Raw genomic sequence first — 21,956 nt, 5'->3', positions numbered from 1 at the left:
GCTCCCAAGCTGTAGCCGGACGGCCGGGTCGACCGGAGGAACCGGAAAGTACCGGAAGGACCGGCAGCAAGCTACCAGCCGGGAAACAAGGGAGGTCCGCCCCAGGCCCGCCCCGGCGACAACACCGCGGGACGCGAGCCTACGGACGTCACCAGGAGGCCTTGCGCACCCCCGGCAGATACCCCGCGTGCGCCTGTCCGCGCAGATTCACCCGGGACAGCCCGAACGCCCGGTGGTACCCGCGAGGCCGTCCGTCCACCTGGTCCCGGTTACGCACGCGTGTGGCGCTCGCGTCCCGCGGCTGCCGGCGCAGCTCCCGCTGGGCGGCCAGCCGTTCCGCCTCCGTAGACGACGGCCGCCGGACGATCTCCTTCAGCTCGGCCCGCCGCTCGGCGTACCGGGCGACGACCTCCTGCCGCTGCTCGTTCTTCGCGATCTTGCTCTTCTTCGCCATCAGACCCGCACCCCCCGCGCCCGGATCCGGGCGACGGCCGCCTCGACGCCGATCACGTCGACCGTCTTGATCCCCTTCGTGCTCAGCCGCAGCCGTACCTGACGGCCCTCGCTCGGCAGCCAGTAACGCTTGGACTGGATGTTGGGGTCGAAGCGGCGCGAAGTGCGCCGGTGGGAGTGGGAGATGCGGTTGCCGAAGCCCGGCTGGGCGCCGGTCAGCATGCAGTGCGCGGACATGGGTGACGTACCTCTCCTCGAAGTCAGATGCTAATGGAATTCATTTTCAGTAAGGTAGCAGCATGGCACGCAACGAACTGCGCCCGGTCATCAAGCTCCGCTCCACCGCGGGGACCGGCTACACGTACGTCACCCGCAAGAACCGCCGCAACGACCCGGACCGTATGACCCTGCGCAAGTACGACCCCACCATCGGCCGCCACGTCGACTTCCGAGAGGAGCGCTGACCAGCCATGCGCGAGGGAATCCACCCGCCCTACGGTCCCGTCGTCTTCCGCGACCGCGCCGCGAACCACGCCTTTCTCACCCGCTCCACGATGAGCAGTGAGAAGACGGTCGAGTGGGAGGACGGCAACACCTACCCCGTCGTGGACGTCGAGATCTCGTACGTCAGCCACCCCTTCTACACCGGCACCGCCCGCGTCCTGGACACGGCCGGCCGCGTGGAGCGCTTCGAGCGCCGGTTCGGGAAGCGGAGCGGGGCGTGAGTCTGCCGGTGGTGATCGTCGGCGGGCTGCACGCCGAGGCCCGCCGGACGACCGTCGCGCGGCTGCTCGCCGATGTCCGCGGCAGCGTGGCGCTCCACCACGACCTGGCGACGGCGGCGGCGGGCACGGTCGTCCGCACGATCCGGGACGCCGACGGCATCCTCTCCGCGGGCGAGGCGCCGCTGGTCAACGACTGTGCCTGCTGCGCCCTGCGCGAGGACCTCGTGCCCGAGCTGCTCCGCCTCGCCGACGACCCCACCACCCGGCTGGCGGTCGTCGAACTGTGGGACTCGGTCGAGCCCAAGGCGATGGCGGAGGTGGTCGTCGCCGGAGGCCTCACGGTCACCGGCGTGATCACCGCCGTCGACCCGGCGCTCCTGCTGCCGTACCTCGGCAACGGCGACGACCTCGCCGAGCGCGGCCTCGCCGCGGCGGCCACCGACCAGCGGACCGTCGCCGACACCTTCGCGCGGCAGCTGGAGTACGCCCCCGTCCTGGCCGTCGTCGACTCCCCGGAGGCCGACGAGGAGGACCGCGAGCTGCTGGTCCAGCTCCATCCGACGGCCCGTCGGGTCCCCGTCCGAGGCGGCCACCTCGGGGACCCGGCGGGCCCATCCGCACATGCAGGTGGACCGGAGCCGCGCTCGCCGCTCGTCGCCGCCGCGTTCGCCGGCTTCGACGTGGAGGCCGCCGCCGCGGCCCAGCACCCGGCCTGCGCCCTGCTGCCCGCCGAGGCCGACGCCCACGGCGTCACCACCTTCGTCTGGCACCGCCGCCGCCCCTTCCACCCCGAGCGGCTGTACGCGGCACTGGAGGACCTGACCTGCGCCGCCGCCCGCAGCCGGGGCCGGTTCTGGCTCGCCGACAAGCCGGACGTGCTGCTCCACTGGGACGCGGCGGGCGGCGCCCTGTGTGTCGAGTCCGCGGGCCCGTGGCTGGCCTCGTTGCCGGACGCGGCCTGGGAGATGCTCCCGCCGGTGCGCCGAGCCGCGGCCGCCATGGACTGGCACCCCGAGCACGGCGACTGCTGCCAGCACCTGGTCTTCACCTCACCGGGCCTCGACCGCGACGGACTCCATGAGCTGCTGGAGTCCTGTCTGCTCACCGACGCCGAGTACGCCGCCGGGCGCGACGCCTGGAAGCGGCTGCCACCCGCCTTCGACACCCTCCTGGAGGTCTGACCCGTGCCCCGCAAGACCGAACGCAAGCCCGTCAAGAACCGGCCCAACCCGCTGGATCAGGCCGGAATCACCTACATCGACTACAAGGACACCGCCCTGCTGCGGCGGTTCATCTCCGACCGCGGCAAGATCCGCAGCCGCCGGGTCACCGGTGTCTCGGCCCAGCAGCAACGCCGCCTGGCACGGGCCGTCAGGAACGCCCGCGAGATGGCGCTCCTGCCGTACAGCACCCGCTGACACCCCGGCGAGACCCCGTCGTATTCGTACGATCGCTCCCCTCATCGTCGTACGACCCGATCGCTGTTCGTACGACGGAAAACGCACCGGCCGTCCCGTCGTCCTGGCGGGATGCGCGACCCGATATCCGCCGACCGACCGTCTCCCGCGACCTGTTCGGAGACGGGACCGCCCTCGCCCCCGTGGACGACGCCTCCGTCGCCCACGGGGGCGAGGCCGTTTCGCGCCGGGGAGGCGGGGGCCGAGGCCCCGGCCTGTTCGCGGCGAGGGCGGCGACGGCGCGGGCGGCTGCCGTGAGGTCGATGCCGGGGCCGCCGGAGGCTGCCCGCGGGCCGGACGGCGTACCGAGTGGACGGTCGGCGTCCGGCCAGGCAGGCGGGATCCGGCCATCCGCCGTGGCCCGCGCCGGGGTCAGTCGGCCGAACCGTGTCCGGGGCGACGGAACATCGAGGGCCCCCGATGCGTCTCTTCCTGTGCACGAGTGGTTCGATCCGTACCACCTGTCCTGCCCGCCCAGCCGCAGGCCCCCCAGGAAGACCGGTGGCCGCATGCCGAGCGGGCTTCGGGGCAGACGCGCGACGGGCCCCAGCACCGTCCCGGGCTCGGTAAAGCAGGCGCCAAAGCTGTAACCGTGCAAGCACCCCACGTGCACGTGCATCTGCTCATGCAGACGCACGTGAACGGGGCTATGATCCGGAACAGTTGACCACGGCATCTATGGCCACACGAGCCAGTGCACCACCAGGGAGCGACCTGTGGACCACGACGTTGACGGGGGGCACGACGTGTACAACGGCATGGCGGCCACACAGCTGTACGGCGTTGCCTGGCAGAAGAGCCGGCACAGCAACTCGCAGGGATCCTGCGTCGAGTTCGCGCGTCTGCCCGGCGGTGACGTGGCCGTACGCAACTCGCGCTTCCCGGACGGTCCCGCGCTCGTCTACACGCGGGCCGAGATCGAGGCGATGCTCCTGGGCATCAAGGACGGTGAGTTCGACCACCTGATCGCCGGCTGACGGCGGCCCGCCCCGGCGTGCGACGCGCCGGGGAGAACGGTGCACAAGGGGCCGCGACGCGCGTAGAACCGCGGCACCAGAAGGCGCCGCGGTTCGTCATTCGGCGGGGGTGTGCAGCCGGAACAGCGCCCAGACGACCTTGCCGCCCAGGCTCGGGGAGAGCGGGTGCCAGCCCCAGCCCTCGGCGAAGGAGTCGACGAGGAACAGGCCGCGGCCCGACTCCGCAGCGAAGTCGTCCACCTCGCGCGGCAGGGGACTGTCGTGACTGGGATCGCGCACCGCGCACACCAGCCGCTCGGTCCACCGCAGCAGGTGCAGCCGCACGGGCGGCCGCTGCTCGGGCACGCACGGCGTGGCGTCGGGCGGCAGTCCGTGCCGCAGAGCGTTGGTCACCAGTTCCGAGACGACCAGACATATGTCGTCGAACCGCTCGCCCACGTCCCACTGACCCAGGGTTCTCCTGGTGAACTGGCGTGCCTCACGCACCGCTTCGAGGCGGGCCGGCAGGGCGCAGGAGGCCGCGTCGGACACGGCCGCGGGATCAAGCGGCGGAAGGCCCTGCCGTAACGGCTCGAGCATGGTCGATCCATTCGTCCCCATGCGAGGCACTCCCGGGATTCGCGGTCGTTGCGATGCAGCGGTGGCGCGGGACCATGGTTTCCGATGCGCAGAACAGATGCAAGGGCAGATGCACGTGCACATGACCGAAATGGACCCGCCCGTACCGCTTCTTGGCCATTTTTTCCGCCATCTTCTTGCGGTTGGCGAGCACTCCCCTTGCTTTCTCCTCACCCTTCCCTCGCGCAGCACCGCGTGTACCCTTTGGCTTTTTCCATCTCTGTAATCGGACGAGTACTGCTCGAAGTGTTTTAGTGGCAGACTGCGGGCCCTGAGGACGGTTGGGGAGGCTGGCGAACGTGAGCGCGGGAGAGCCCGGATCGGTGGTGCGGCGGATGCTGCTCGGCTCGCAACTACGGCGACTGCGTGAGGCACGCGGCATCACACGCGAGGCGGCGGGGTACTCGATCCGGGCGTCGGAGTCGAAGATCAGCCGAATGGAACTGGGCCGGGTGAGCTTCAAGACCCGTGACGTCGAAGACCTGTTGACGCTGTACGGCATCTCGGACGACGCCGAACGCCAGGCGCTCGTCGGACTCGCCCGCGAGGCCAACGTCGCAGGCTGGTGGCACAGTTACTCCGACGTCCTGCCCAACTGGTTCCCCACCTACGTCGGCCTGGAGGGCGCCGCCGCCCTGATCCGGGCGTACGAGGTCCAGTTCGTGCACGGCCTGCTCCAGACCGAGGCGTACGCGCACGCGGTCGTGCGGCGCGGGATGAAGGGGGCGAGCGCGGCCGACGTCGACCGGCGCGTGGCCCTGCGCCTGGAGCGCCAGAAGTACCTCGTCGCCGAGAACGCCCCCGACTTCCACATCGTCCTCGACGAGGCAGCCCTGCGCCGGCCGTACGGCGACCGCGAGGTCATGCGCGAGCAGCTCCAGCACCTGATCGAGATCTCGGAGCGCCCCAACGTACGGCTGCAGATCATGCCGTTCAGCTTCGGCGGCCACTCCGGTGAGTCCGGCGCCTTCACCATCCTGAGCTTCCCGGAGTCCGACCTCTCCGACGTCGTCTACCTGGAACAGCTCACCAGCGCCCTCTATCTGGACAAGCGCGAGGACGTCGCCCAGTACGAGCAGGCCCTGAAGGAACTCCAGCAGGACAGCCCCGGCCCCGACGAGAGCCGGGACCTGCTGCGCGGGCTGATCCAGCTCTCCTAGGCCGCATCCTCAGGGTTTCCCCTCGGGAAACCCGGGAGTGCCCCAGGTGTTACCCCAACTCCCTTGAAACACACGTACGATGACGTGTGATCAGATCGTGATGCCGATCGGAGCCGATCGCAGCAGGGGATTGAGGGATCACATGTCGTCGTACTTCACAGACCTGGCCCAGCAGTACATCGACGGTAAGTGGCGTCCAGGGACCGGGTCCTGGGACATCATCGACTTCAATCCCTACAACGGCGAGAAGGTCGCGTCGATCACGATAGCCACGGTCGACGAGGTCGACGAGGCCTACCGTGCCGCCGCCCGCGTCCAGAAGGAGTGGGCGGCCACCAACGCCTACGCCCGCCGCTCGGTCTTCGAGAAGGTGCTGCGGCTGGTCGAGGAGCGCGAGGCGGAGATCAGCGAGGTCCTGGTCGACGAGGCCGGTGGCACGTTCGGCAAGGCCGCCTTCGAACTCCACCTGGCCAAGGAGTTCCTGCGCGAGTCGATCCACCTGTCGCTGCGCCCCGAGGGCCGGATCATCCCCTCGCCGATCGACGGCAAGGAGAACCGCGTCTACCGCGAGCCGGTCGGCGTCGTCGGCGTGATCAGCCCCTTCAACGTGCCCTTCCTGCTGTCGCTGAAGTCGGTCGCCCCCGCGCTGGCCCTCGGCAACGGCGTGGTGCTCAAGCCGCACCAGAACACCCCGATCTCCGGCGGCACGATCATCGCCAAGCTCTTCGAGGACGCGGGCCTGCCCGCGGGCCTGCTGAACGTCGTCGTCACCGACATCGCCGAGATCGGCGACGCCTTCCTGGAGCACCCGGTCCCGCGGGTGATCTCCTTCACCGGCTCCGACAAGGTCGGCCGGCACGTCGCCACCGTCGCCGCCTCGCACTTCAAGCGGTCCATCATCGAACTCGGCGGCAACAGCGCCTTCGTCGTCCTCGACGACGCCGACGTGGACTACGCGGTCGACGCCGCCGTCTTCAGCCGCTTCGTCCACCAGGGCCAGGTCTGCATGGCCGCCAACCGGATCCTGGTCGACCGCTCGCTCGCCGACGAGTTCACCGAGAAGTTCGTCGCCAAGGTGAAGACGCTGAAGTCCGGCGACCCGCGCGACCCGCAGACCCTCATCGGCCCGGTCATCAACTCCTCGCAGGCCGAGGCCGTCTCCGGCGTCGTCGACCAGGCCATCGCCGAGGGCGCGACCGCCCTCCTGCACGGCACGACCACCGGCAATCTCGTCGAGCCCTCCGTGCTGAGCGACCTGCCCGCCGACTCCGGCCTGCTCCAGCAGGAGGTCTTCGGCCCGGTCGTCTTCATCAACACCTTCGACGGCGAGGAAGAGGCCGTCCGCCTCGTCAACGACACCCCCTACGGGCTCAGCGGCGCCGTCCACACCGGCGACATCGAGCGGGGCGTCGGCTTCGCCAAGCAGATCGTCACCGGGATGTTCCACGTCAACGACGCCACGGTGCACGACGAGCCGATCGTGCCGTTCGGCGGCGAGAAGAACTCCGGCGTCGGCCGTCTCAACGGCGAGACGACCCTGGAAGCCTTCACGACGACGAAGTGGATCTCGGTCCAGCACGGTCGCAGCCGGTTCCCGTTCTAGGTCTGCCTCCCCGGCAGGCCCTGGGCGCGTCCTCAGGCCTGCCGTCCCGTTCCGGCCGGTCCCCTCTTCGGGGTCCGGCCGGTTCCGCTCTCCGCTCCCGGCCCGTTGTCCCCGCGGGTTGCGGGCGGCCTAATCTGGACGCCATGTCAGCGATCCGTCTCCTCGTGCTGGGCTCGGTGCGTCAGCACGGGCGGGCCCACGGCTACCAGGTGCGCAACGACCTGGAGTACTGGGGCGCCCATGAGTGGTCCACCGCCAAACCGGGCTCGATCTACCACGCCCTGAAGCAGATGGCGAAGCAGGGACTGCTGCACGCGCACGAGATCGCCCCCTCCACCGTGGGCGGCCCGCCCCGCACCGAGTACGAGATGACCGAGCGGGGCACCGAGGAGTACTTCCGGCTGGTGCGTGAGTCGCTGACCTCGTACGACCAGAAGATGGACGTGAAGTCGGCGGCCCTCGGCGTCATCGTGGACCTGCCGCGCGCCGAAGCGGTGTCGCTGCTGAAGGAACGGGTCCGCCGCATCGAGGAGTGGCGCTCGGCCGTCACCGAGCACTACGTGCCCGAGGAGGGCCCGGAGCAGCTCGGGCACATCGGCGAGATCATGAACCTCTGGGTCCACATGGCGGACGCCGATGCGGAGTGGACCGAGGGCCTGATCGCCCGGATCGAGGGCGGTGCCTACACCTTCTCCGGCGAGGGCGAGCCGTTCGTCGGCGTCCTCGCGGACGACCAGGAGAACCCGTACGCGACGGGGGAGCGGCACCCCGGGGACAATCGCTAATCAAGTTTGACGACTGGGGTCGGCCGCGTTAGCTTAGACAGGTAGTCAAGTTTGACTAACGAGAAAAGGTGGGGGTTCGGTACATGGCCGACGCGGCAATCACCGTCGAGGACGTACGCAAGAGGTACGGCGACAGACCGGCACTGGACGGGCTCGACCTCACTGTGGCCCGCGGCACGGTGCACGGGGTGCTCGGCCCCAACGGCGCGGGCAAGACGACTCTGGTCAGGATCCTGTCCACGTTGCTGCGGCCGGACTCGGGCCGGGTCGAGGTGGCCGGACACGACGTGGTGCGCCGGGCCCGTGACGTCCGCCTGCGCATCGGCCTGCTCGGCCAGCACGCGGCACTCGACGAGGAACTGGGCGGCCGCCAGAACCTGGAACTGTTCGGCCGCCTCCACCACCTGGGCGCCCGCCAAGCGCGGGTGCGTGCGGACGAACTGCTGGAGCGCTTCGAACTCGGCGACACCGGCCGCAAGCCGGTGCGCTCCTACAGCGGCGGCATGCGGCGCCGGCTGGATCTCGCCGCATCCCTGATCACGGACCCGGAGGTGCTGTTCCTGGACGAACCGACCACCGGCCTCGACCCGCGCGGCCGCGCCGAGGTGTGGTCCGCGGTCCGCTCCCTCGTCGGCGGCGGCACGACGGTCGTGCTCACCACCCAGTACCTGGAGGAGGCCGACCAGCTCGCGGACCGCATCTCCGTCGTGGACCACGGCCGGATCATCGCCGAGGGCACCGCGGACGAACTGAAGGCGCTCACCGGCGGCGACCGCATCGACGTCGTCCTGCGCGACGAGGGCCTGCTGGGCGCCGCGCTCGCCCTGCTGCCCATGGCCAGGGACGAGATCTCCGTCGACCTCGACCGCAGGCTGCTCAGCGCCCCGGTCACCGACCGCATGGCCGCCCTCTCCGCCGTCGTCCGCGCCCTGGAGGAGGCCGGCATCCAGGCGGAGGACGTGGCCCTGCGCCGCCCCACGCTCGACGAGGTGTTCCTGCACCTGACCGGGCGGGACGACCGCACGAAGGAGGCCGTGTGAGTACGTACGCGCTGACCGATTCCTGGACCATGACCCGGCGCGAACTCGCCCACTGGGCACGGCAGCCCGGCCGGCTGGTCGTCGGGCTCGTCTTCCCGGTGATGCTGCTGCTGATGTTCGCCTACCTGGTCGGCGGCGGCCGCGAGGTGAGGGGCGACTACCTCGACTACCTGATCCCCGGCATGCTCGCGCTCACCATGGCCTTCGGCCTGGAGGGCACGATGCTCGCCGTCACCCAGGACCTCAACAAGGGCGTCATCGACCGCTTCCGCTCCATGCCGATGGCCGACGGCGCGGTCCTGGTGGGCCGCTCGGCGGCCGACATGCTCCAGTCGGCACTGGGCCTGGCGGTGCTGATCGGCGTCGGGTACGCGCTCGGCTGGCGCGCCCAGGGCGGTGCCGGTGCCTTCCTGGGCGCCGTGGGTCTTCTCCTCCTGTTCCGCTTCGCGATGCTGTGGATCGGCATCCTGCTGGGGCTGGTGGCCGGGAAACCGGAGATGGTCCAGGCCGTGCAGATCCTCGTCTGGCCGGTCGGTTTCCTCTCCAATGCCATCGCCACCCCGGAGTCCATGCCGGGCTGGCTCGGCACGGTCGTCGAGTGGAATCCGATGTCCCGGACGGCGACCGCCGTACGTGACCTGTTCGGCCCGGCGGGGGAGACCGGCGGCCTCTGGCCGGCTGTCGTCTGGCCGCTGGTCCTGCTCGCCGTGTTCTTTCCGCTGGCGGTCCGCAGGTTCGGGCGCATGAGCCGGTGACTCGGTGACTCGCTGACTCGGCGGCTCATCGATTCAGTGGCTCAGTGATGGAAGCCGGTGGCCGCCTCCTTGTCCCGCGTCAGGGGGTGCGGTTGCCGGCGCAGCTCCGGCAGCAGCCGTGTCAGGTCGTCCATGAACAGGTCGGCCAGGTCCGAGGAGAAGCCGTTGCGGCACACGATCCGCACGACGGAGAGGTCCTCGCGGTTCGGCGGGAAGGTGTACGCCGGCACCAGCCAGCCGTGCTCACGCAGCCGCCGGGAGACATCGAAGACGTCGTAGGACTCGACGCCCGGGGCCGTGGTGAAGGCGAACACGGGCAGCTCGTCGCCCCGGGTCAGCAGCCGGAAGTCGCCCAGCGCCTCCACCCGGTCGGCGAGACCCCGGGCGACCTCCCGCGTGGAGCGCTGCACGGCCCGGTAGCCCGAGCGGCCCAGCCGCAGGAACGTGTAGTACTGCGCGACGACCTGGGCGCCCGGTCGCGAGAAGTTCAGCGCGAAGGTCGGCATGTCGCCGCCCAGGTAGTTGACGCGGAAGACCAGTTCCTCGGGCAGGGCGTCCCGGTCGCGCCACAGCGCCCAGCCGACACCGGGATAGACCAGCCCGTACTTGTGCCCCGAGGTGTTGATCGAGGCCACGCGCGGGAGACGGAAGTCCCACACGAGGTCCTCGTCCAGGAAGGGCGCGATCATCGCGCCGGACGCCCCGTCGACGTGCACCGGGATGTCCAGGCCGGTGCGCTCCTGGAGGGCGTCCAGGGCGGCGCACAGCTCGGCGATCGGCTCGTAGGACCCGTCGAAGGTGGAGCCGAGGATGCCGACGACCCCGATGGTGTTCTCGTCGCACAGTTCGGCGGCGGCCTGGGGGTCGAGGTGGAAGCGGTCGCCCTCCATGGGCACCAGTCGGGCCTCCACCTCCCAGAAGTTGCAGAACTTGTCCCAGCAGACCTGGACATTGACCCCCATGACCAGGTTCGGCCGGACGGTCGGGTCCGGTTCGCGTTTGCTCCACCGCCGCTTGAGAGCCATCCCGGCCAGCATGCAGGCCTCGCTCGACCCGGTCGTCGAACAGCCCACGGCCGCCGATGGATCAGGCGCGTTCCACAGATCGGCGAGCATGGCCACGCAGCGGCGCTCCAGCTCGGCGGTGCGCGGGTACTCGTCCTTGTCGATCATGTTCTTGTCGCGGCACTCCGCCATCAGCACCCCGGCCTGCGGCTCCATCCAGGTGGTGACGAAGGTGGCCAGGTTCAGCCGGGAGTTGCCGTCCAGCATCAGCTCGTCGTGGACCAGTTGATACGCCGTCGAGGGCGGCGTCGGGCCGTCCGGCAGACGGTGCTTGGGCGGCGCCTCGGTCATACCGGTGACCGGGTCCGCCTCGCCGTAGAAGGGGTTCACGGACAGGGAGCGCTCGTCGGGCTTCGCGGGGCCTTTGTGCAAGGGCATGGGATTCTCCTGTCAGGGTGAGGGCGGCAGGACCGGGGGCTTCCTGCCGCTTCATCGGATCGAAGGGCCTGATCGGTTCACCGGATCGCTGTCCCGTCCTCGCGCAACTGCATCTGCGGCCTGCCGGTCACCAGCAGCCAGGCCGGCAGCGAGGCGATGCACAGCAGCGCGATGACCGCGGGGGAGGAGACCAGGACGGCGGCGACGAACAGGCTCACCCAGCCCTGCCGGGTGATGGCGAGGAGCACGCCGAGAACGCCCGTCGCCACGCCGACCGCGGGATGCACGGCGGGTACGACCGCGTGAGCGGTCAGCCCGAGCGCGACGCCCACGAACACCGCCGGGAAGATCCGCCCGCCCCGGAAACCGCAGGACGCGGCGACGAGCAGCGCGGCCAGCTTCACCACCGTCATCGTGGCGAACTCTCCGGCCGTCCAGCCCTCGGGATCGTGGGCGAGCTCCCCGACCTCGTCCAGTCCCTTGAAAAGCGTCAGATGGCCGCCCAGGGCCGCCAGCAGCCCCAGCACGACCCCACCGGCCGGCAGCGCCAGCATCGGATGCCGCAATCGCGCGAACACGCCGTGGACGTACGGGAAGGCGCGCACGGCGGTCATGCCGAGCAGCGCGCCCACGGAGGCGATCACCATCGCCGACAGCAGATCGCCCCAGTCGGGCTCCCCGAACGCCGGCAGTCCGAGGTCGAAGCTGGGACGGGCCACCAGGGTCGTGGTCATCGCACCGGCCGCGGCCGCGACGAGCGGTGCGAACACGTTGTCCCACAGCGGCCCCTCGGTCTGCCGCCCGGCCAGCGCCTCGGAGATCAGCAGCGCCGCCGCGACCGGCGTGCCGAACAGCGCCCCGATCGTCGCCGCCTCCGCCAGCACCGGCCACACCCGGCCCGGCGCCCGCGGCAGCAGCCGGCGGCCCAGCCAGTACGCCAGCCCCACGTTCACCGCGATGATCGGGTTCTCGGGGCCCAGGCTCGGCCCGCCGGCCAGCATCAGCATGGTCGCCAGCAGCAGCCCCGGCAGCACCACGGGCGGCAGCACGGGCGCGTCGAGGCCGGTGGTCGCCGGATCGGGACCCGCGTGCCCCGGCACCTTCCACACCACCAGCCCGACCGCGAGGCCGGTGGCGGTGAGCATGGCGACCATCCACAGCACCGAGTAGCGGCCCACCCCCAGGGCGTTCGGCAGGTTCTCCCACAGCACGCTCTGCAACTGCTCGGCCAGCTCGCTCACCAGCAGCAGAAGCAGGCTCGCCAGCACTCCGACGACCAGGGCGGGCAGGATCGCGGGCAGCAACGCGCGCGCGGGACTCGCCGGAGAGGGGGGTGTCTGCCGCGCGGAGTCCTGAGCCACGGGCTCACGATAAGCGGACAAATCCGGCGCCGCCCGGGGAGCCGGGAGCCGCCCGCTGATATGGGCTTGCACCTGACGTCACGTGAGGGCCCACCGTGGAGTGCGAACCGAGAAGGACAAGGAGCGGACGAAGTGAGCTACTCCGTGGGACAGGTCGCCGGTTTCGCCGGAGTGACGGTGCGCACCCTGCACCACTACGACGGCATCGGCCTGCTCGTCCCGAGCGGGCGCAGCCACGCGGGCCACCGGCGCTACGGCGACGCCGACCTCGACCGGCTGCAGCAGATCCTGTTCTACCGAGAACTCGGCTTCCCGCTCGACGAGGTCGCCGCCCTGCTCGACGACCCGGAGGCGGACCAGCGCGCGCACCTGCGCCGTCGGCACGAGTTGCTGACCGCCCGCATCGAGCAGCTTCAGAAGATGGCCGCGGCCGTGGAACACGCGATGGAGGCACGTGAGATGGGCATCGACCTGACCCCCGAGGAACGTTTCGAGGTCTTCGGCGACAAGGACCCCGAGCAGTACGCCGAGGAGGCCGAGCAGCGCTGGGGCGGCACCGAGCTGTACGCCGAGTCACAGCGCCGGGCCGCCCGCTACACCAAGGAGGACTGGCAGCGCATGCAGGCGGAGGTGGCGGACTGGACCGGACGCTACGACGCGCTCATGGCCGCCGGGGAACCGCCCACCGGCGAGCGGGCCATGGACCTGGCCGAGGAACACCGACAGCACATCAGCGGCTGGTTCTACGAGTGCTCGTACGAACTCCACCGCTCCCTCGGCGAGATGTACGTCGCCGACGAGCGGTTCAAGGCGTTCTACGACTCCACGCGCGCGGGTTTGGCCGAGCACCTCAAGGAGGCCATCACCGCCAACGCGGCCCGGCACACACCCGCGTAGCGTCCCGTGGCCCGGGTCACTCCCGGGCCACCACCACCGCCGTCCCGTACGCGCACACCTCGGTGCCCACGTCGGCCGCCTCCGTCACGTCGAAGCGGAACGCCAGCACGGCGTTGGCCCCACGCGCGCGTGCCTGTTCCACGAGCCGGTCCATGGCCTGGTTGCGGGTCTCGACGAGCGTCTTGGTGAGGCCCTTCAGCTCACCGCCGATCATCGACTTCAGCCCGGCCCCGATCTGGCTCCCGAGGTGCCGCGAGCGCACCGTCAGCCCGAAGACCTCCCCGATGACCTGTTCGATCCGGTGCCCGGGTACGTCGTTCGTGGTGACGACCAGTACGTCCGGCTGGGGCCCCTGGCCGCCGCCGTAATCTTCGATGCCCATGCTCACAGGTTTGCCCGACCGGGCTCACAGTGCATCCTGGGGACCCCCATGGAACCTGGGGCGGACGCATTGCGTTGATAGCTTTGTGCGGCCGTAGAAGGACGCTGTATTTCCTCACCCCCGTCAGGAGCCCGGAACCGTGACGACCCTTGCCCTCGGACCGAGCTGGCTGGACCCCGACTATCTGCTCGACAGCTTCGGCATCTGGGGTCTGCTGCTCATCGTCTTCGCGGAGTCGGGCCTGCTCATCGGGTTCTTCCTGCCAGGTGACTCGCTGCTGTTCACCGCGGGTCTGCTGATCACGTCGAAGCAGCTGGACTTCCCCCTGTGGGCGGCGATCGTCCTGATCTGCGTCGCCGCGATCCTGGGCGACCAGGCGGGCTACATGTTCGGCAAGAAGGTCGGCCCGTCCCTCTTCACCCGCCCGGACTCCCGCCTCTTCAAGCAGGAGAACGTCACCAAGGCCCACGAGTTCTTCGAGAAGTACGGCCCCAAGTCCCTGGTCCTGGCCCGCTTCGTGCCCATCGTCCGCACGTTCACGCCGATCATCGCGGGCGTCAGCGGCATGCGGTACCGCTCGTTCCTGATCTTCAACATCATCGGCGGCATCCTGTGGGGCGCGGGCGTGACCCTGCTCGGCTCCTGGCTGGGCAACATCGACTTCGTCAAGAAGAACATCGAGCCGATCCTGCTCCTGATCGTCCTTCTCTCGGTGGTCCCGATCATCATCGAGTTCCTCCGCGCCCGCTCCCAGTCCAAGAAGAACCCCCGGCGGGCCGAGCCCCCCGCCCAGGAGCAGCCGCGGCCCCTCTACCATCAGCAGCCCGTGGACGACGCCACGACCCAGCTCCGCCGCATCGAGGAGCACGACCCCTACGGCAACCAGGGCGGCACTCAGGGCCAGACCGAGTACCAGGGTCAGACCGAGTACCAGGGCGAGTACCAGCAGAACGACTACTACGGCCAGCAGTACCAGCAGCAACAGCAGTACCCGCAGCAACAGCAGTACCCGGAGCAGCAGTACCCCGAGCAGCAGGACTGGCAGCCCCAGCCCCAGCCCCAGCAGCAGAACGGCCAGTACCCCTACAACCAGGGCGGCTACTGAAAAGCGGGGCTCCCGTAAGGAGCCGGCTTCAGAATCCTCGGGTCCGCTTCGCGGCGCGCCGCTTCTCCGCGGACCCGATCCGCAAGAACAGCCGCGAGATCTCCGACCCGAGGTTCACGCCGATGGCGATGGCCATCGCCAATGCGGCCGCCTTGGTCAGGGAGACCAACCCCGCGTCCACCTCGTTCTGCGCGATGGCCAGCAGCCCGAAATAGGTGGCCGACCCCGGCAGCAGCGGCCCGATCGCCGCGGTCGTGTAGGGCAGCGCCGAAGCGAACCGGTACCGCGACAGCAGCTGCCCGAACAGCCCCACCACCCCCGCCGCGACGGCGGTGGAGGCCACCGGCGAGATCCCGCCGGCGTAGTGCATCGCGCCGTACACCGACCAGGCGACGCCCCCGTTCAGCGTCACGGCCAGCACGGTGGACCGTTCCTGCTGAAGCAGTACCGCGAAGGTCAGCGACAGCAGCATCGACGCGCCGATCTGCCACAGCGGCCGCTCGGTGATGCCCAGGTAGGCGTCGGGGTTGAGATGGGCGCCGAGCTGCACGCCGAGGTAGAGCATCAGCAGCACGCCGACGACGATGCCGACGAAGAAGTACATGACCTCGAGGAGGCGGGCGGCGGCGGTGATGTAGAAGCCGGTCAGACCGTCCTGGACGCCCGCCACCAGGGCCCGTCCGGGCAGCAGCGCGAACAGCCCACCGGTGATGACGGCGGACGCCTTCACGTCGACGTGCCCGAGCGTCAGCGCGATGCCGATCGCGGCGGGCGGCATCGCGGCCACCAGGAACTGGTAGAACTCCGGCAGCCCGCGCCCCGCGCACAGCCACGCCAGCCGGTCGCCGAGCATCGCGCCGATCGCCGCCGCCACGAACACGACCAGGTCGCCGCCGACGAGCACCGAGGCCGCGCCCGCGAGCAGCCCGCTCGCCGAGGTCAGCACCCACGTCGGATACGGGTGCCGGTTGCGCCGCATCTCCGCGAGGCGCCGGTAGGACTCCTCCAGGGAGACGTGCGTCTCGGGGTCGCTGAGGTCGTCGACGAGGTGGAAGACGGCCGCCAGGCGCGTGTAGTCGGTGCCCCGTCGCCGTACCGTCCGTGACGCCGTCACCGGGTCCTCGACGAGGGACGGCTGGTAGGAGATCGACAGCAGGGTGAAGGTGACGTTCGGCTCGCAGCGGTCGAGCCCGTAGGAGCGGCAGACCGCGAACATCGCGGCCTCCACGTCCTCGGCGCCCTCTCCGCCCGCCAGCAGCAGCTCGCCGATGCGCAGGGTCAGGTCGAGCACGCGCGGGACGGCCGGACCGCCCTCCTCCACCTTGGGCGGCGGCTCCGGCGCGGGCCGCTCGGCGACCGGCATGCGCAGCATCGTCCGCATCCGGTCCTGCCAGGGCACGTCCTTGGTCAGACTGACCACGGGAAAGCCCTCGGCGGGCGTGAAAGCGGGCGGGGCGTGCCGCGCGCTGTACGTCCGCGGCAGACTGAACGCCGACCCCTCGGACTCCGCGCCGGCCGGCTGCGCGACGTCGAGGCCCTCCGGAACGGCGAACTCCGACGTGGTCTCCGATTCGCCCCCGCCCTTGGGACCCTTGGGACTCTTGGCACCTTTGGGGCCCTTGGGGACGGCCAGTCCCGGCGGGATCGCGAACTCGGAGGTGATCTCCGGATCGAACGTGCCCCTCGCCTCGTCCGACTGCGGCTTGCGGTCCTCCGCCTCCGTCACTGGGCAACGCTCCCTGAACGACACATTCCGTAGACCTCAGTATGCGCACCGCCACCTGCGCACCGGCATGCCAAAGGGCCGCACGCGTGCGTGCGGCCCTGCACGGCCCCCTCAGGGGCCCGGCGACTCAGTGACCGCCCTGGTCCTTGAAGCGCTTGTACGACCGCTCGATCTCGGCCTCGGCGTCGACGCGGCCCACCCAGTCGGCGCCCTCGACGGACTTGCCGGGCTCCAGGTCCTTGTAGACCTCGAAGAAGTGCTGGATCTCCAGCCGGTCGAACTCCGACACGTGGTGGATGTCCCGCAGGTGCTCCACGCGCGGGTCGGTCGACGGGACGCACAGCAGCTTGTCGTCGCCGCCGGCCTCGTCGGTCATGCGGAACATGCCGATCGCGCGGCAGCGGATGAGGCAACCCGGGAAGGTCGGCTCGTCCAGGATGACCAGCGCGTCCAGCGGGTCACCGTCCTCGCCGAGAGTGTTCTCGACGAAGCCGTAGTCGGTCGGGTAGGCGGTCGAGGTGAAGAGTCGACGGTCCAGGCGGATCCGACCGGTCTCGTGGTCCACCTCGTACTTGTTCCGCGAACCCTTCGGGATCTCGATCGTGACGTCGAACTCCACCGGTGGCTCCTCCATGATCAGCACATAGTTCTGGTGGTTAAGTGTCCCTCACGCAGGTGTGTGATCGCGAAAGGGGCTGGTGATCGTGCCCGAGCTGAGGCCTTGGCGGGCCGCGAGACCCCATGTGGTGCGGGCAGCGGACGCCGTACGACCGCGTCTGGCACGAGCCGCAGGGATCGTACGGCCACGTCTCGCGCGCGCGGCGGCCGCTGCCGAGCCGTGGGTCGCACGGCTCACGCAGGCGGCGAAACCGCAGCTCGCGCGGATCACGAGGCCGAAGACCGGCCGGACCTGGCAGTACACCGCGGGTGCGACGACCGCCGGACTGGCCCTGGCCGTCGGCGTGGCGACCGCCGCCGGTCCCTGGGACTCCACCGGTCAGCGTACGGCCGAGCGGGACCGGGCAGCCGCACTGGAGCGGGCGGGTGGCGTAGATCACGGCCGCCCGGCCGAAGGGTCCGGTACGTCCGACACGGCGGCCGGAGCGCCGCGGCCCGCCCCCAGCGCCGGATCCGTCCTGACCGGCCTCGGCGGCGCGACGACCACCGTGAAGTCGGCCCCGGCTCCCGCCGCCCTCGCCCGCGTCCTCGGCCCGCTCCTCGCCGACCCGGCCCTCGGCACCCGCCGTACGGCCGCCGTCGTCGACGTGAGCACCGGCCGGCGGCTCTACGGCAGCGGAGCCGACACGGCGCTCACCCCGGCCTCCACCACGAAGATCGCCACCGGGGTCGCCGCGCTCGCCGCGATGGGCCCCGACCACCGCCTCACCACCCGCACCGCCCTCGAACCCGGCACCAAGGAAGTCGTCCTCGTCGGCGGCGGCGACCCCACCCTCACCGCCCGCGAGAAGCCCGAGGGCTGGGCCAGCCTGCGCACCCTCGCCGCCTCCACGGCGACGGCCCTGAAGAAGCGCGCCATCACGCACGCGACCCTGTCGTACGACACCACGCTGTACGCCGGCACCGAAGTTCACCCGATCGGAGTCAACCCGAACCTTGCCCGCGTCACCGCCCTGACCGCCGACGAGGGGCGTACGGACGGCTCGTCGAGCGGCCCGGTGACCCGCGTGCCCGATCCGGCGGGGGACGCGACCAGGAAGTTCGCCGAGTTCCTGCGGGCGTACGGCGTCGAGACGTCCGCGCCCGGCCCGTCGAAGGCCTCCGTGCGTGCGGAGACCCTGGCGACGGTCTCCTCGGCCCCGCTCGCCTCGATCGTCGAGCGGATGATGACCAACAGCGACAACGACATCGCCGAGGCGCTCGCCCGCCAGACCGCCCTCGCGACCGGCGTGCGCGCCGACTTCGCCGGCGCGGGCAAGGCGATCCGCATCCAGCTGGGCAGGCTCGGACTGCCGCTGGACGGCGTCGACTTCAGGGACGGCAGCGGCCTCGACCGGAACGACCGCCTCACCGCGAGCCTCCTGACCGCGCTCCTCGTCAAGGCCGGCGACCCCACCCGCCCCGACCTCCGCCCGGTCCTCACCGGCCTGCCCGTCGCCGGATTCACCGGCACCCTCACCACCCGCTACACGGCCGCCGCGGCCGACGCGGCAGGTGTCGTCCGCGCCAAGACCGGCACCCTGACCGGCGTCAACACCCTGGCGGGCACGGTCGTCGACCGCGACGGCCACCTCCTGGCCTTCGCCGTCCTCACCGCGAACACCACGGACCCGACGGCAGCCCAATCAGCCCTGGACAGAACAGTCACGGCCTTGGCGGCGTGCGGCTGCGCCTGAGGCGTCCGCGGGGCATGCGTGTCCCCCGAGGCGGCAAGGGCGGGCGCGGGAACCCTGACTCATCCCCCACTCCCACCCCACGCCCTGCCCGCAACGGCACCCCTCACGTACGGTTGACGCATGACGAGCATCGGTGGTGCCTCTTCCGGGATGGTCGACTGGAATCTCGCGGTCGCGACCGCGACCCGGCTCGTACGGCCGGGCCCAGAGGTGAGCCGCGACGAGGCCCGTGCCGTCGTCGCGGAACTGCGCCGGCACGCCAAGGCCTCGGAAGGACACGTCCGGGGCTTCACTCGTATGGGCACCGAGGACATCCACGACACCCCCGTCCTGGTGGTGGACCGCCCCGGCTGGATCCGGGCGAACGTGGCCGGCTTCCGGGAGATCCTCAAGCCCCTCCTCGTCAAGATGGAGGAACGCCGCGGCGGCAGCGCCGGCGGCGCTGTCCTCGGCGCGGTCGGCGGCAAGGTCACCGGCGTGGAACTCGGCATGCTGCTGTCGTTCCTGTCCTCGCGCGTCCTCGGCCAGTACGAGACCTTCGCCCCGGCCACCCGCGAACTGCCCGCCGGGGCCAACGGTGGCGGCCGGCTCCTCCTGGTGGCCCCGAACATCGTCCACGTGGAACGCGAACTCGACGTGGATCCCCACGACTTCCGCCTCTGGGTGTGCCTGCACGAGGAGACGCACCGCACGCAGTTCTCCGCGGTGCCGTGGCTCCGCGATCACCTGGAGGGTGAAATCCAGTCGTTCTTGGCGGAGACGGACGTCGACCCCATGACGTTCCTGGAGCGAGTCAGGGAAGCGGCCCAGTCCCTCGCGGGCGGACGCCCCGAGGGCGAGGAGGACGACGGCGGCCGTTCCCTGGTCGAGTTGGTCCAGAGTCCCGCCCAGCGGGAGATCCTCGCCCGGCTGACCGCGGTGATGTCCCTCCTGGAGGGCCACGCCGACTTCGTGATGGACGGAGTGGGCCCGGAGGTCGTACCGACCGTCGCCGAGATCCGCGAGAAGTTCCAGCAGCGCCGGGCCAAGGGTGCCTCGCGGCTGGACACGGCCCTGCGCAAGCTGCTCGGCCTGGATGCAAAGCTCAGGCAGTACAAGGACGGTGAGCGTTTCGTGCGGTCCGTCGTCGAGGAGGTCGGCATGGACGGCTTCAACCGTGTGTGGACCTCGCCGAACACGCTCCCCACCAAGGCCGAGATCGCCAAACCGGCGGACTGGGTCGCGCGGGTGCACCGCAAGACCGAGTCGTGAACCGGCGGGCCGGTGGTGAGCGGTCGTGGTCCGTCGTGAATCGAAATCGGCCGACGGCAGGAGAACGCCCCTGCAATCACCCGTCCGAGGGACCGTGAGTCCCCATCAGGCGTGCAATGCTCGGGGAACGGCCCGGTTCTGTCACCATCTACACACTCTGCGTGACTGATCTCGGGTTCAGCCCCCGAAAATTTCATGAAGGGAACCGGACATGGGTCCCCATCCTGCGGTCGCGGCGATACGCCTGGCGGTCCGCCGCGTCCTCCACGACATCCTCACCGACCACCACAGCACGACTGACGCCGCCTCTCACGAGCGTCCGCCCTCGCCGCTCGTGCTCGTGGCCTGCTCCGGAGGCGCCGACTCCATGGCGCTCGCCTCCGCCCTCGCCTTCGAAGCCCCCAAGCTCGGCATCCGCGCCGGTGGTGTCACCGTCGACCACGGCCTCCAGCCCGGCTCCGATCTGCGCGCCGACGAGGTCGTCCTGCGCCTGCGCGAACTCGGCCTGGACCCGGTGCAGGCCACCACGGTCACCGTCGGCCGTGAAGGCGGCCCCGAGGCCGCCGCCCGGGACGCCCGCTACGCCGCCCTCGACGCCGCCGCCGACCGCCACGGCGCCGCCGCGGTCCTCCTCGGCCACACCCGCGACGACCAGGCCGAGACCGTCCTCCTCGGCCTCGCCCGCGGCTCGGGCACCCGTTCCCTGTCCGGAATGGCCGCGGTCTCGGGGGCCGGCGGCCGTTACCGCCGGCCCTTCCTCCAGCTCGACCGGCAGACCGCCCGCAAGGCCTGCATGGCCCAGTCCCTCCCCGTCTGGGACGACCCGCACAACACCGATCCGGCCTACACCCGCTCCCGGCTGCGCCACGAAGGCCTGCCCGCCCTGGAGAAGGCCCTCGGCAAGGGCGTAGTCGAGGCCCTCGCCCGTACGGCCCAGCTCTCCCGTGACGACGCGGACGCCCTCGACGCCTGGGCCGGCCAGGCCGAGGCGGCCGTACGGGACAACACCGGTCTCCTGGAGTGCGCCAAGCTCTACGCCCTGCCGCCCGCCGTGCGCCGCCGCGTCCTGCGCCGCGCGGCCATCGAGGCGGGCGCCCCGGCCGGTTCGCTCTTCGCCCGGCACATCGAGGAGATCGACCGGCTGATCACCGGCTGGCGTGGCCAGGGAGCCATCAATCTCCCCGGCAAAGTCGTCGCCCAGCGCCAGGGTGGCAGACTGGTGATTCGGCAAGGCTGAATCCCGACCCTCCACTCGGAGGGGCGGCGGCCGGTGGGACGACCGAAAGTGATGCGGGTGGACGCGAAAGACATGGGTGCCGACCTCAAGACGGTGCTCATCACCAAGGAAGAGATCGACGTCAAGCTGGCGGAGCTGGCGGCGAAGATCGACGCGGAGTACGCGGGCAAGGACCTGCTCATCGTCGGAGTCCTCAAGGGCGCGGTGATGGTCATGGCCGACCTCGCTCGGGCGCTGTCCACCCCCGTCACCATGGACTGGATGGCCGTGTCCTCGTACGGCGCGGGCACCCAGTCCTCCGGTGTGGTGCGGATCCTCAAGGACCTCGACACCGACATCAAGGGCAAGCACGTCCTGATCGTCGAGGACATCATCGACTCCGGACTGACCCTGTCCTGGCTGCTGTCCAACCTCGGCTCGCGCGAGCCCGCATCCCTCAAGGTGTGCACGCTGCTGCGCAAGCCGGAGGCGGCCAAGGTCGCGATCGACGTGGAGTGGGTCGGCTTCGACATCCCCAACGAGTTCGTCGTGGGCTACGGCCTCGACTACGCCGAGAAGTACCGGAACCTCCCGTTCGTCGGTACGCTCGCGCCCCACGTGTACGGCGGCTGAGCCACAAGAGCGTCCT

The 21,956-nt window shown here is 70.6% G+C and carries 25 protein-coding genes; 16 read left to right on the top strand and 9 right to left on the bottom strand.

The genetic code is table 11. The annotated features are described in order from the left end of the window. Positions 1 to 148: 148 nt before the first annotated feature. Entirely contained in the window at positions 149 to 454 is a 306-nt protein-coding gene (gene rpsN, locus ACFWJX_RS23925) for a 30S ribosomal protein S14 (protein WP_073495648.1), read from the bottom strand. Then, complete coding sequence (gene rpmB / locus ACFWJX_RS23920; RefSeq protein WP_073495651.1) at positions 454 to 690, bottom strand: 50S ribosomal protein L28; 237 nt, start codon at positions 688 to 690, stop codon at positions 454 to 456. The genes rpsN and rpmB overlap by 1 nt, the downstream gene beginning before the upstream one ends. A gap of 62 nt (positions 691 to 752) precedes the next feature. On the opposite strand from rpmB, the gene rpmG reads away from it, so the two are divergent. The 5 genes from rpmG to ACFWJX_RS23895 all read left to right on the top strand — a co-directional run bounded on the left by rpmG (position 753) and on the right by ACFWJX_RS23895 (position 3,612). Then, entirely contained in the window at positions 753 to 917 is a 165-nt protein-coding gene (gene rpmG / locus ACFWJX_RS23915; RefSeq protein ID WP_150472150.1) for a 50S ribosomal protein L33, read from the top strand. Positions 918 to 923: 6 nt separating this feature from the next. Beyond that, positions 924 to 1,178, top strand: coding sequence for a type B 50S ribosomal protein L31 (locus tag ACFWJX_RS23910; RefSeq protein ID WP_383246626.1), 255 nt, complete (start codon positions 924 to 926; stop codon positions 1,176 to 1,178). Further along, positions 1,175 to 2,359: a CobW family GTP-binding protein gene (locus ACFWJX_RS23905; RefSeq protein WP_383246623.1), complete on the top strand. Its 1,185-nt coding sequence runs from the start codon at positions 1,175 to 1,177 to the stop codon at positions 2,357 to 2,359. The genes ACFWJX_RS23910 and ACFWJX_RS23905 overlap by 4 nt, the downstream gene beginning before the upstream one ends. Before the next feature lie 3 nt (positions 2,360 to 2,362). After that, positions 2,363 to 2,596: a 30S ribosomal protein S18 gene (rpsR, locus tag ACFWJX_RS23900; protein ID WP_086771852.1), complete on the top strand. Its 234-nt coding sequence runs from the start codon at positions 2,363 to 2,365 to the stop codon at positions 2,594 to 2,596. Positions 2,597 to 3,351: 755 nt separating this feature from the next. After that, complete coding sequence (locus ACFWJX_RS23895) at positions 3,352 to 3,612, top strand: DUF397 domain-containing protein (protein ID WP_355907402.1); 261 nt, start codon at positions 3,352 to 3,354, stop codon at positions 3,610 to 3,612. 96 nt (positions 3,613 to 3,708) lie between these two features. On the opposite strand, the gene ACFWJX_RS23890 is transcribed toward ACFWJX_RS23895, so the two are convergent. Together ACFWJX_RS23890 and ACFWJX_RS23885 are read right to left on the bottom strand one after the other, a co-directional pair. Then, positions 3,709 to 4,212 (bottom strand): ATP-binding protein, encoded by a 504-nt coding sequence (locus ACFWJX_RS23890; RefSeq protein ID WP_383246619.1) that lies wholly within the window; start codon positions 4,210 to 4,212, stop codon positions 3,709 to 3,711. Then, positions 4,154 to 4,384, bottom strand: coding sequence for a hypothetical protein (locus ACFWJX_RS23885; RefSeq protein ID WP_383247119.1), 231 nt, complete (start codon positions 4,382 to 4,384; stop codon positions 4,154 to 4,156). The genes ACFWJX_RS23890 and ACFWJX_RS23885 overlap by 59 nt, the downstream gene beginning before the upstream one ends. 181 nt (positions 4,385 to 4,565) lie before the next feature. On the opposite strand from ACFWJX_RS23885, the gene ACFWJX_RS23880 reads away from it, so the two are divergent. The 5 genes from ACFWJX_RS23880 to ACFWJX_RS23860 all read left to right on the top strand — a co-directional run bounded on the left by ACFWJX_RS23880 (position 4,566) and on the right by ACFWJX_RS23860 (position 9,573). Then, entirely contained in the window at positions 4,566 to 5,390 is an 825-nt protein-coding gene (locus ACFWJX_RS23880; RefSeq protein ID WP_383247094.1) for a helix-turn-helix domain-containing protein, read from the top strand. A gap of 142 nt (positions 5,391 to 5,532) precedes the next feature. Beyond that, a complete protein-coding gene (locus ACFWJX_RS23875) occupies positions 5,533 to 6,993 on the top strand; it encodes an aldehyde dehydrogenase family protein (RefSeq protein WP_383246616.1) in 1,461 nt (486 codons plus the stop codon). 143 nt (positions 6,994 to 7,136) lie between these two features. Next, positions 7,137 to 7,778 carry a PadR family transcriptional regulator gene (locus tag ACFWJX_RS23870; RefSeq protein ID WP_383246613.1) on the top strand — a complete coding sequence of 214 codons (642 nt, stop codon included), beginning with the start codon at positions 7,137 to 7,139 and terminating at the stop codon, positions 7,776 to 7,778. A gap of 83 nt (positions 7,779 to 7,861) precedes the next feature. Then, entirely contained in the window at positions 7,862 to 8,818 is a 957-nt protein-coding gene (locus ACFWJX_RS23865) for an ATP-binding cassette domain-containing protein (protein WP_383246610.1), read from the top strand. Continuing rightward, positions 8,815 to 9,573 carry an ABC transporter permease gene (locus tag ACFWJX_RS23860; protein ID WP_383246607.1) on the top strand — a complete coding sequence of 253 codons (759 nt, stop codon included), beginning with the start codon at positions 8,815 to 8,817 and terminating at the stop codon, positions 9,571 to 9,573. The genes ACFWJX_RS23865 and ACFWJX_RS23860 overlap by 4 nt, the downstream gene beginning before the upstream one ends. A 41-nt stretch (positions 9,574 to 9,614) precedes the next feature. Here the strand turns inward: ACFWJX_RS23860 and ACFWJX_RS23855 are convergent, their stop codons facing one another. Together ACFWJX_RS23855 and ACFWJX_RS23850 are read right to left on the bottom strand one after the other, a co-directional pair. After that, complete coding sequence (locus ACFWJX_RS23855; protein WP_383246604.1) at positions 9,615 to 11,015, bottom strand: glutamate decarboxylase; 1,401 nt, start codon at positions 11,013 to 11,015, stop codon at positions 9,615 to 9,617. A 77-nt stretch (positions 11,016 to 11,092) separates the two neighbouring features. After that, a complete protein-coding gene (locus tag ACFWJX_RS23850; RefSeq protein WP_383246601.1) occupies positions 11,093 to 12,376 on the bottom strand; it encodes an ion channel protein in 1,284 nt (427 codons plus the stop codon). Between the two features lie 132 nt (positions 12,377 to 12,508). Between ACFWJX_RS23850 and ACFWJX_RS23845 the strand changes: the two genes are divergently transcribed. Further along, complete coding sequence (locus ACFWJX_RS23845) at positions 12,509 to 13,273, top strand: MerR family transcriptional regulator (RefSeq protein ID WP_383246598.1); 765 nt, start codon at positions 12,509 to 12,511, stop codon at positions 13,271 to 13,273. Positions 13,274 to 13,289: 16 nt separating this feature from the next. Here the strand turns inward: ACFWJX_RS23845 and ACFWJX_RS23840 are convergent, their stop codons facing one another. Next, complete coding sequence (locus ACFWJX_RS23840) at positions 13,290 to 13,655, bottom strand: YbjQ family protein (protein WP_382782549.1); 366 nt, start codon at positions 13,653 to 13,655, stop codon at positions 13,290 to 13,292. Positions 13,656 to 13,794: 139 nt separating this feature from the next. On the opposite strand from ACFWJX_RS23840, the gene ACFWJX_RS23835 reads away from it, so the two are divergent. Then, positions 13,795 to 14,760, top strand: a complete 966-nt coding sequence (locus ACFWJX_RS23835; RefSeq protein WP_383246595.1) for a DedA family protein — start codon at positions 13,795 to 13,797, stop codon at positions 14,758 to 14,760. A gap of 28 nt (positions 14,761 to 14,788) precedes the next feature. Here the strand turns inward: ACFWJX_RS23835 and ACFWJX_RS23830 are convergent, their stop codons facing one another. Together ACFWJX_RS23830 and ACFWJX_RS23825 are read right to left on the bottom strand one after the other, a co-directional pair. Next, positions 14,789 to 16,486, bottom strand: a complete 1,698-nt coding sequence (locus ACFWJX_RS23830; protein ID WP_383246592.1) for a threonine/serine exporter ThrE family protein — start codon at positions 16,484 to 16,486, stop codon at positions 14,789 to 14,791. A gap of 127 nt (positions 16,487 to 16,613) precedes the next feature. After that, entirely contained in the window at positions 16,614 to 17,105 is a 492-nt protein-coding gene (locus ACFWJX_RS23825; protein WP_024885835.1) for an inorganic diphosphatase, read from the bottom strand. A 79-nt stretch (positions 17,106 to 17,184) separates the two neighbouring features. Here ACFWJX_RS23825 and dacB point away from each other — a divergent pair, with 79 nt between their 5' ends. From dacB to hpt, 4 genes are all read left to right on the top strand, one after another. Continuing rightward, entirely contained in the window at positions 17,185 to 18,840 is a 1,656-nt protein-coding gene (gene dacB / locus ACFWJX_RS23820) for a D-alanyl-D-alanine carboxypeptidase/D-alanyl-D-alanine-endopeptidase (RefSeq protein WP_383246589.1), read from the top strand. A 120-nt stretch (positions 18,841 to 18,960) separates the two neighbouring features. Continuing rightward, positions 18,961 to 20,091, top strand: a complete 1,131-nt coding sequence (locus ACFWJX_RS23815) for a zinc-dependent metalloprotease (RefSeq protein ID WP_383246585.1) — start codon at positions 18,961 to 18,963, stop codon at positions 20,089 to 20,091. A gap of 211 nt (positions 20,092 to 20,302) precedes the next feature. Then, the gene (gene tilS, locus ACFWJX_RS23810; protein ID WP_383246582.1) at positions 20,303 to 21,328 is read left to right on the top strand and encodes a tRNA lysidine(34) synthetase TilS; all 1,026 of its coding nucleotides are present in this window, start codon (positions 20,303 to 20,305) and stop codon (positions 21,326 to 21,328) included. A 51-nt stretch (positions 21,329 to 21,379) separates the two neighbouring features. Beyond that, a complete protein-coding gene (hpt, locus tag ACFWJX_RS23805; protein WP_086767428.1) occupies positions 21,380 to 21,940 on the top strand; it encodes a hypoxanthine phosphoribosyltransferase in 561 nt (186 codons plus the stop codon). Positions 21,941 to 21,956 lie beyond the last annotated feature (16 nt).

It is taken from the genome of Streptomyces sp. NPDC058335 (assembly GCF_042723915.1).
Classification (GTDB): domain Bacteria; phylum Actinomycetota; class Actinomycetes; order Streptomycetales; family Streptomycetaceae; genus Streptomyces.
This window is presented reverse-complemented; position numbering and strand designations above follow the sequence as displayed.

Excerpts from the sequence above, each read along its gene's own strand:
- rpsN (WP_073495648.1), bottom strand. The coding sequence starts at position 454 with ATGGCGAAGAAGAGCAAGATCGCGAAGAACGAGCAGCGGCAGGAGGTC.
- rpmB (WP_073495651.1), bottom strand. The coding sequence starts at position 690 with ATGTCCGCGCACTGCATGCTGACCGGCGCCCAGCCGGGCTTCGGCAAC.
- rpmG (WP_150472150.1), top strand. The coding sequence starts at position 753 with ATGGCACGCAACGAACTGCGCCCGGTCATCAAGCTCCGCTCCACCGCG.
- ACFWJX_RS23910 (WP_383246626.1), top strand. The coding sequence starts at position 924 with ATGCGCGAGGGAATCCACCCGCCCTACGGTCCCGTCGTCTTCCGCGAC.
- ACFWJX_RS23890 (WP_383246619.1), bottom strand. The coding sequence starts at position 4,212 with ATGGGGACGAATGGATCGACCATGCTCGAGCCGTTACGGCAGGGCCTT.
- ACFWJX_RS23880 (WP_383247094.1), top strand. The coding sequence starts at position 4,566 with ATGCTGCTCGGCTCGCAACTACGGCGACTGCGTGAGGCACGCGGCATC.
- ACFWJX_RS23875 (WP_383246616.1), top strand. The coding sequence starts at position 5,533 with ATGTCGTCGTACTTCACAGACCTGGCCCAGCAGTACATCGACGGTAAG.
- ACFWJX_RS23870 (WP_383246613.1), top strand. The coding sequence starts at position 7,137 with ATGTCAGCGATCCGTCTCCTCGTGCTGGGCTCGGTGCGTCAGCACGGG.
- ACFWJX_RS23865 (WP_383246610.1), top strand. The coding sequence starts at position 7,862 with ATGGCCGACGCGGCAATCACCGTCGAGGACGTACGCAAGAGGTACGGC.
- ACFWJX_RS23855 (WP_383246604.1), bottom strand. The coding sequence starts at position 11,015 with ATGCCCTTGCACAAAGGCCCCGCGAAGCCCGACGAGCGCTCCCTGTCC.
- ACFWJX_RS23840 (WP_382782549.1), bottom strand. The coding sequence starts at position 13,655 with ATGGGCATCGAAGATTACGGCGGCGGCCAGGGGCCCCAGCCGGACGTA.
- ACFWJX_RS23815 (WP_383246585.1), top strand. The coding sequence starts at position 18,961 with ATGACGAGCATCGGTGGTGCCTCTTCCGGGATGGTCGACTGGAATCTC.
- tilS (WP_383246582.1), top strand. The coding sequence starts at position 20,303 with ATGGGTCCCCATCCTGCGGTCGCGGCGATACGCCTGGCGGTCCGCCGC.
- hpt (WP_086767428.1), top strand. The coding sequence starts at position 21,380 with ATGCGGGTGGACGCGAAAGACATGGGTGCCGACCTCAAGACGGTGCTC.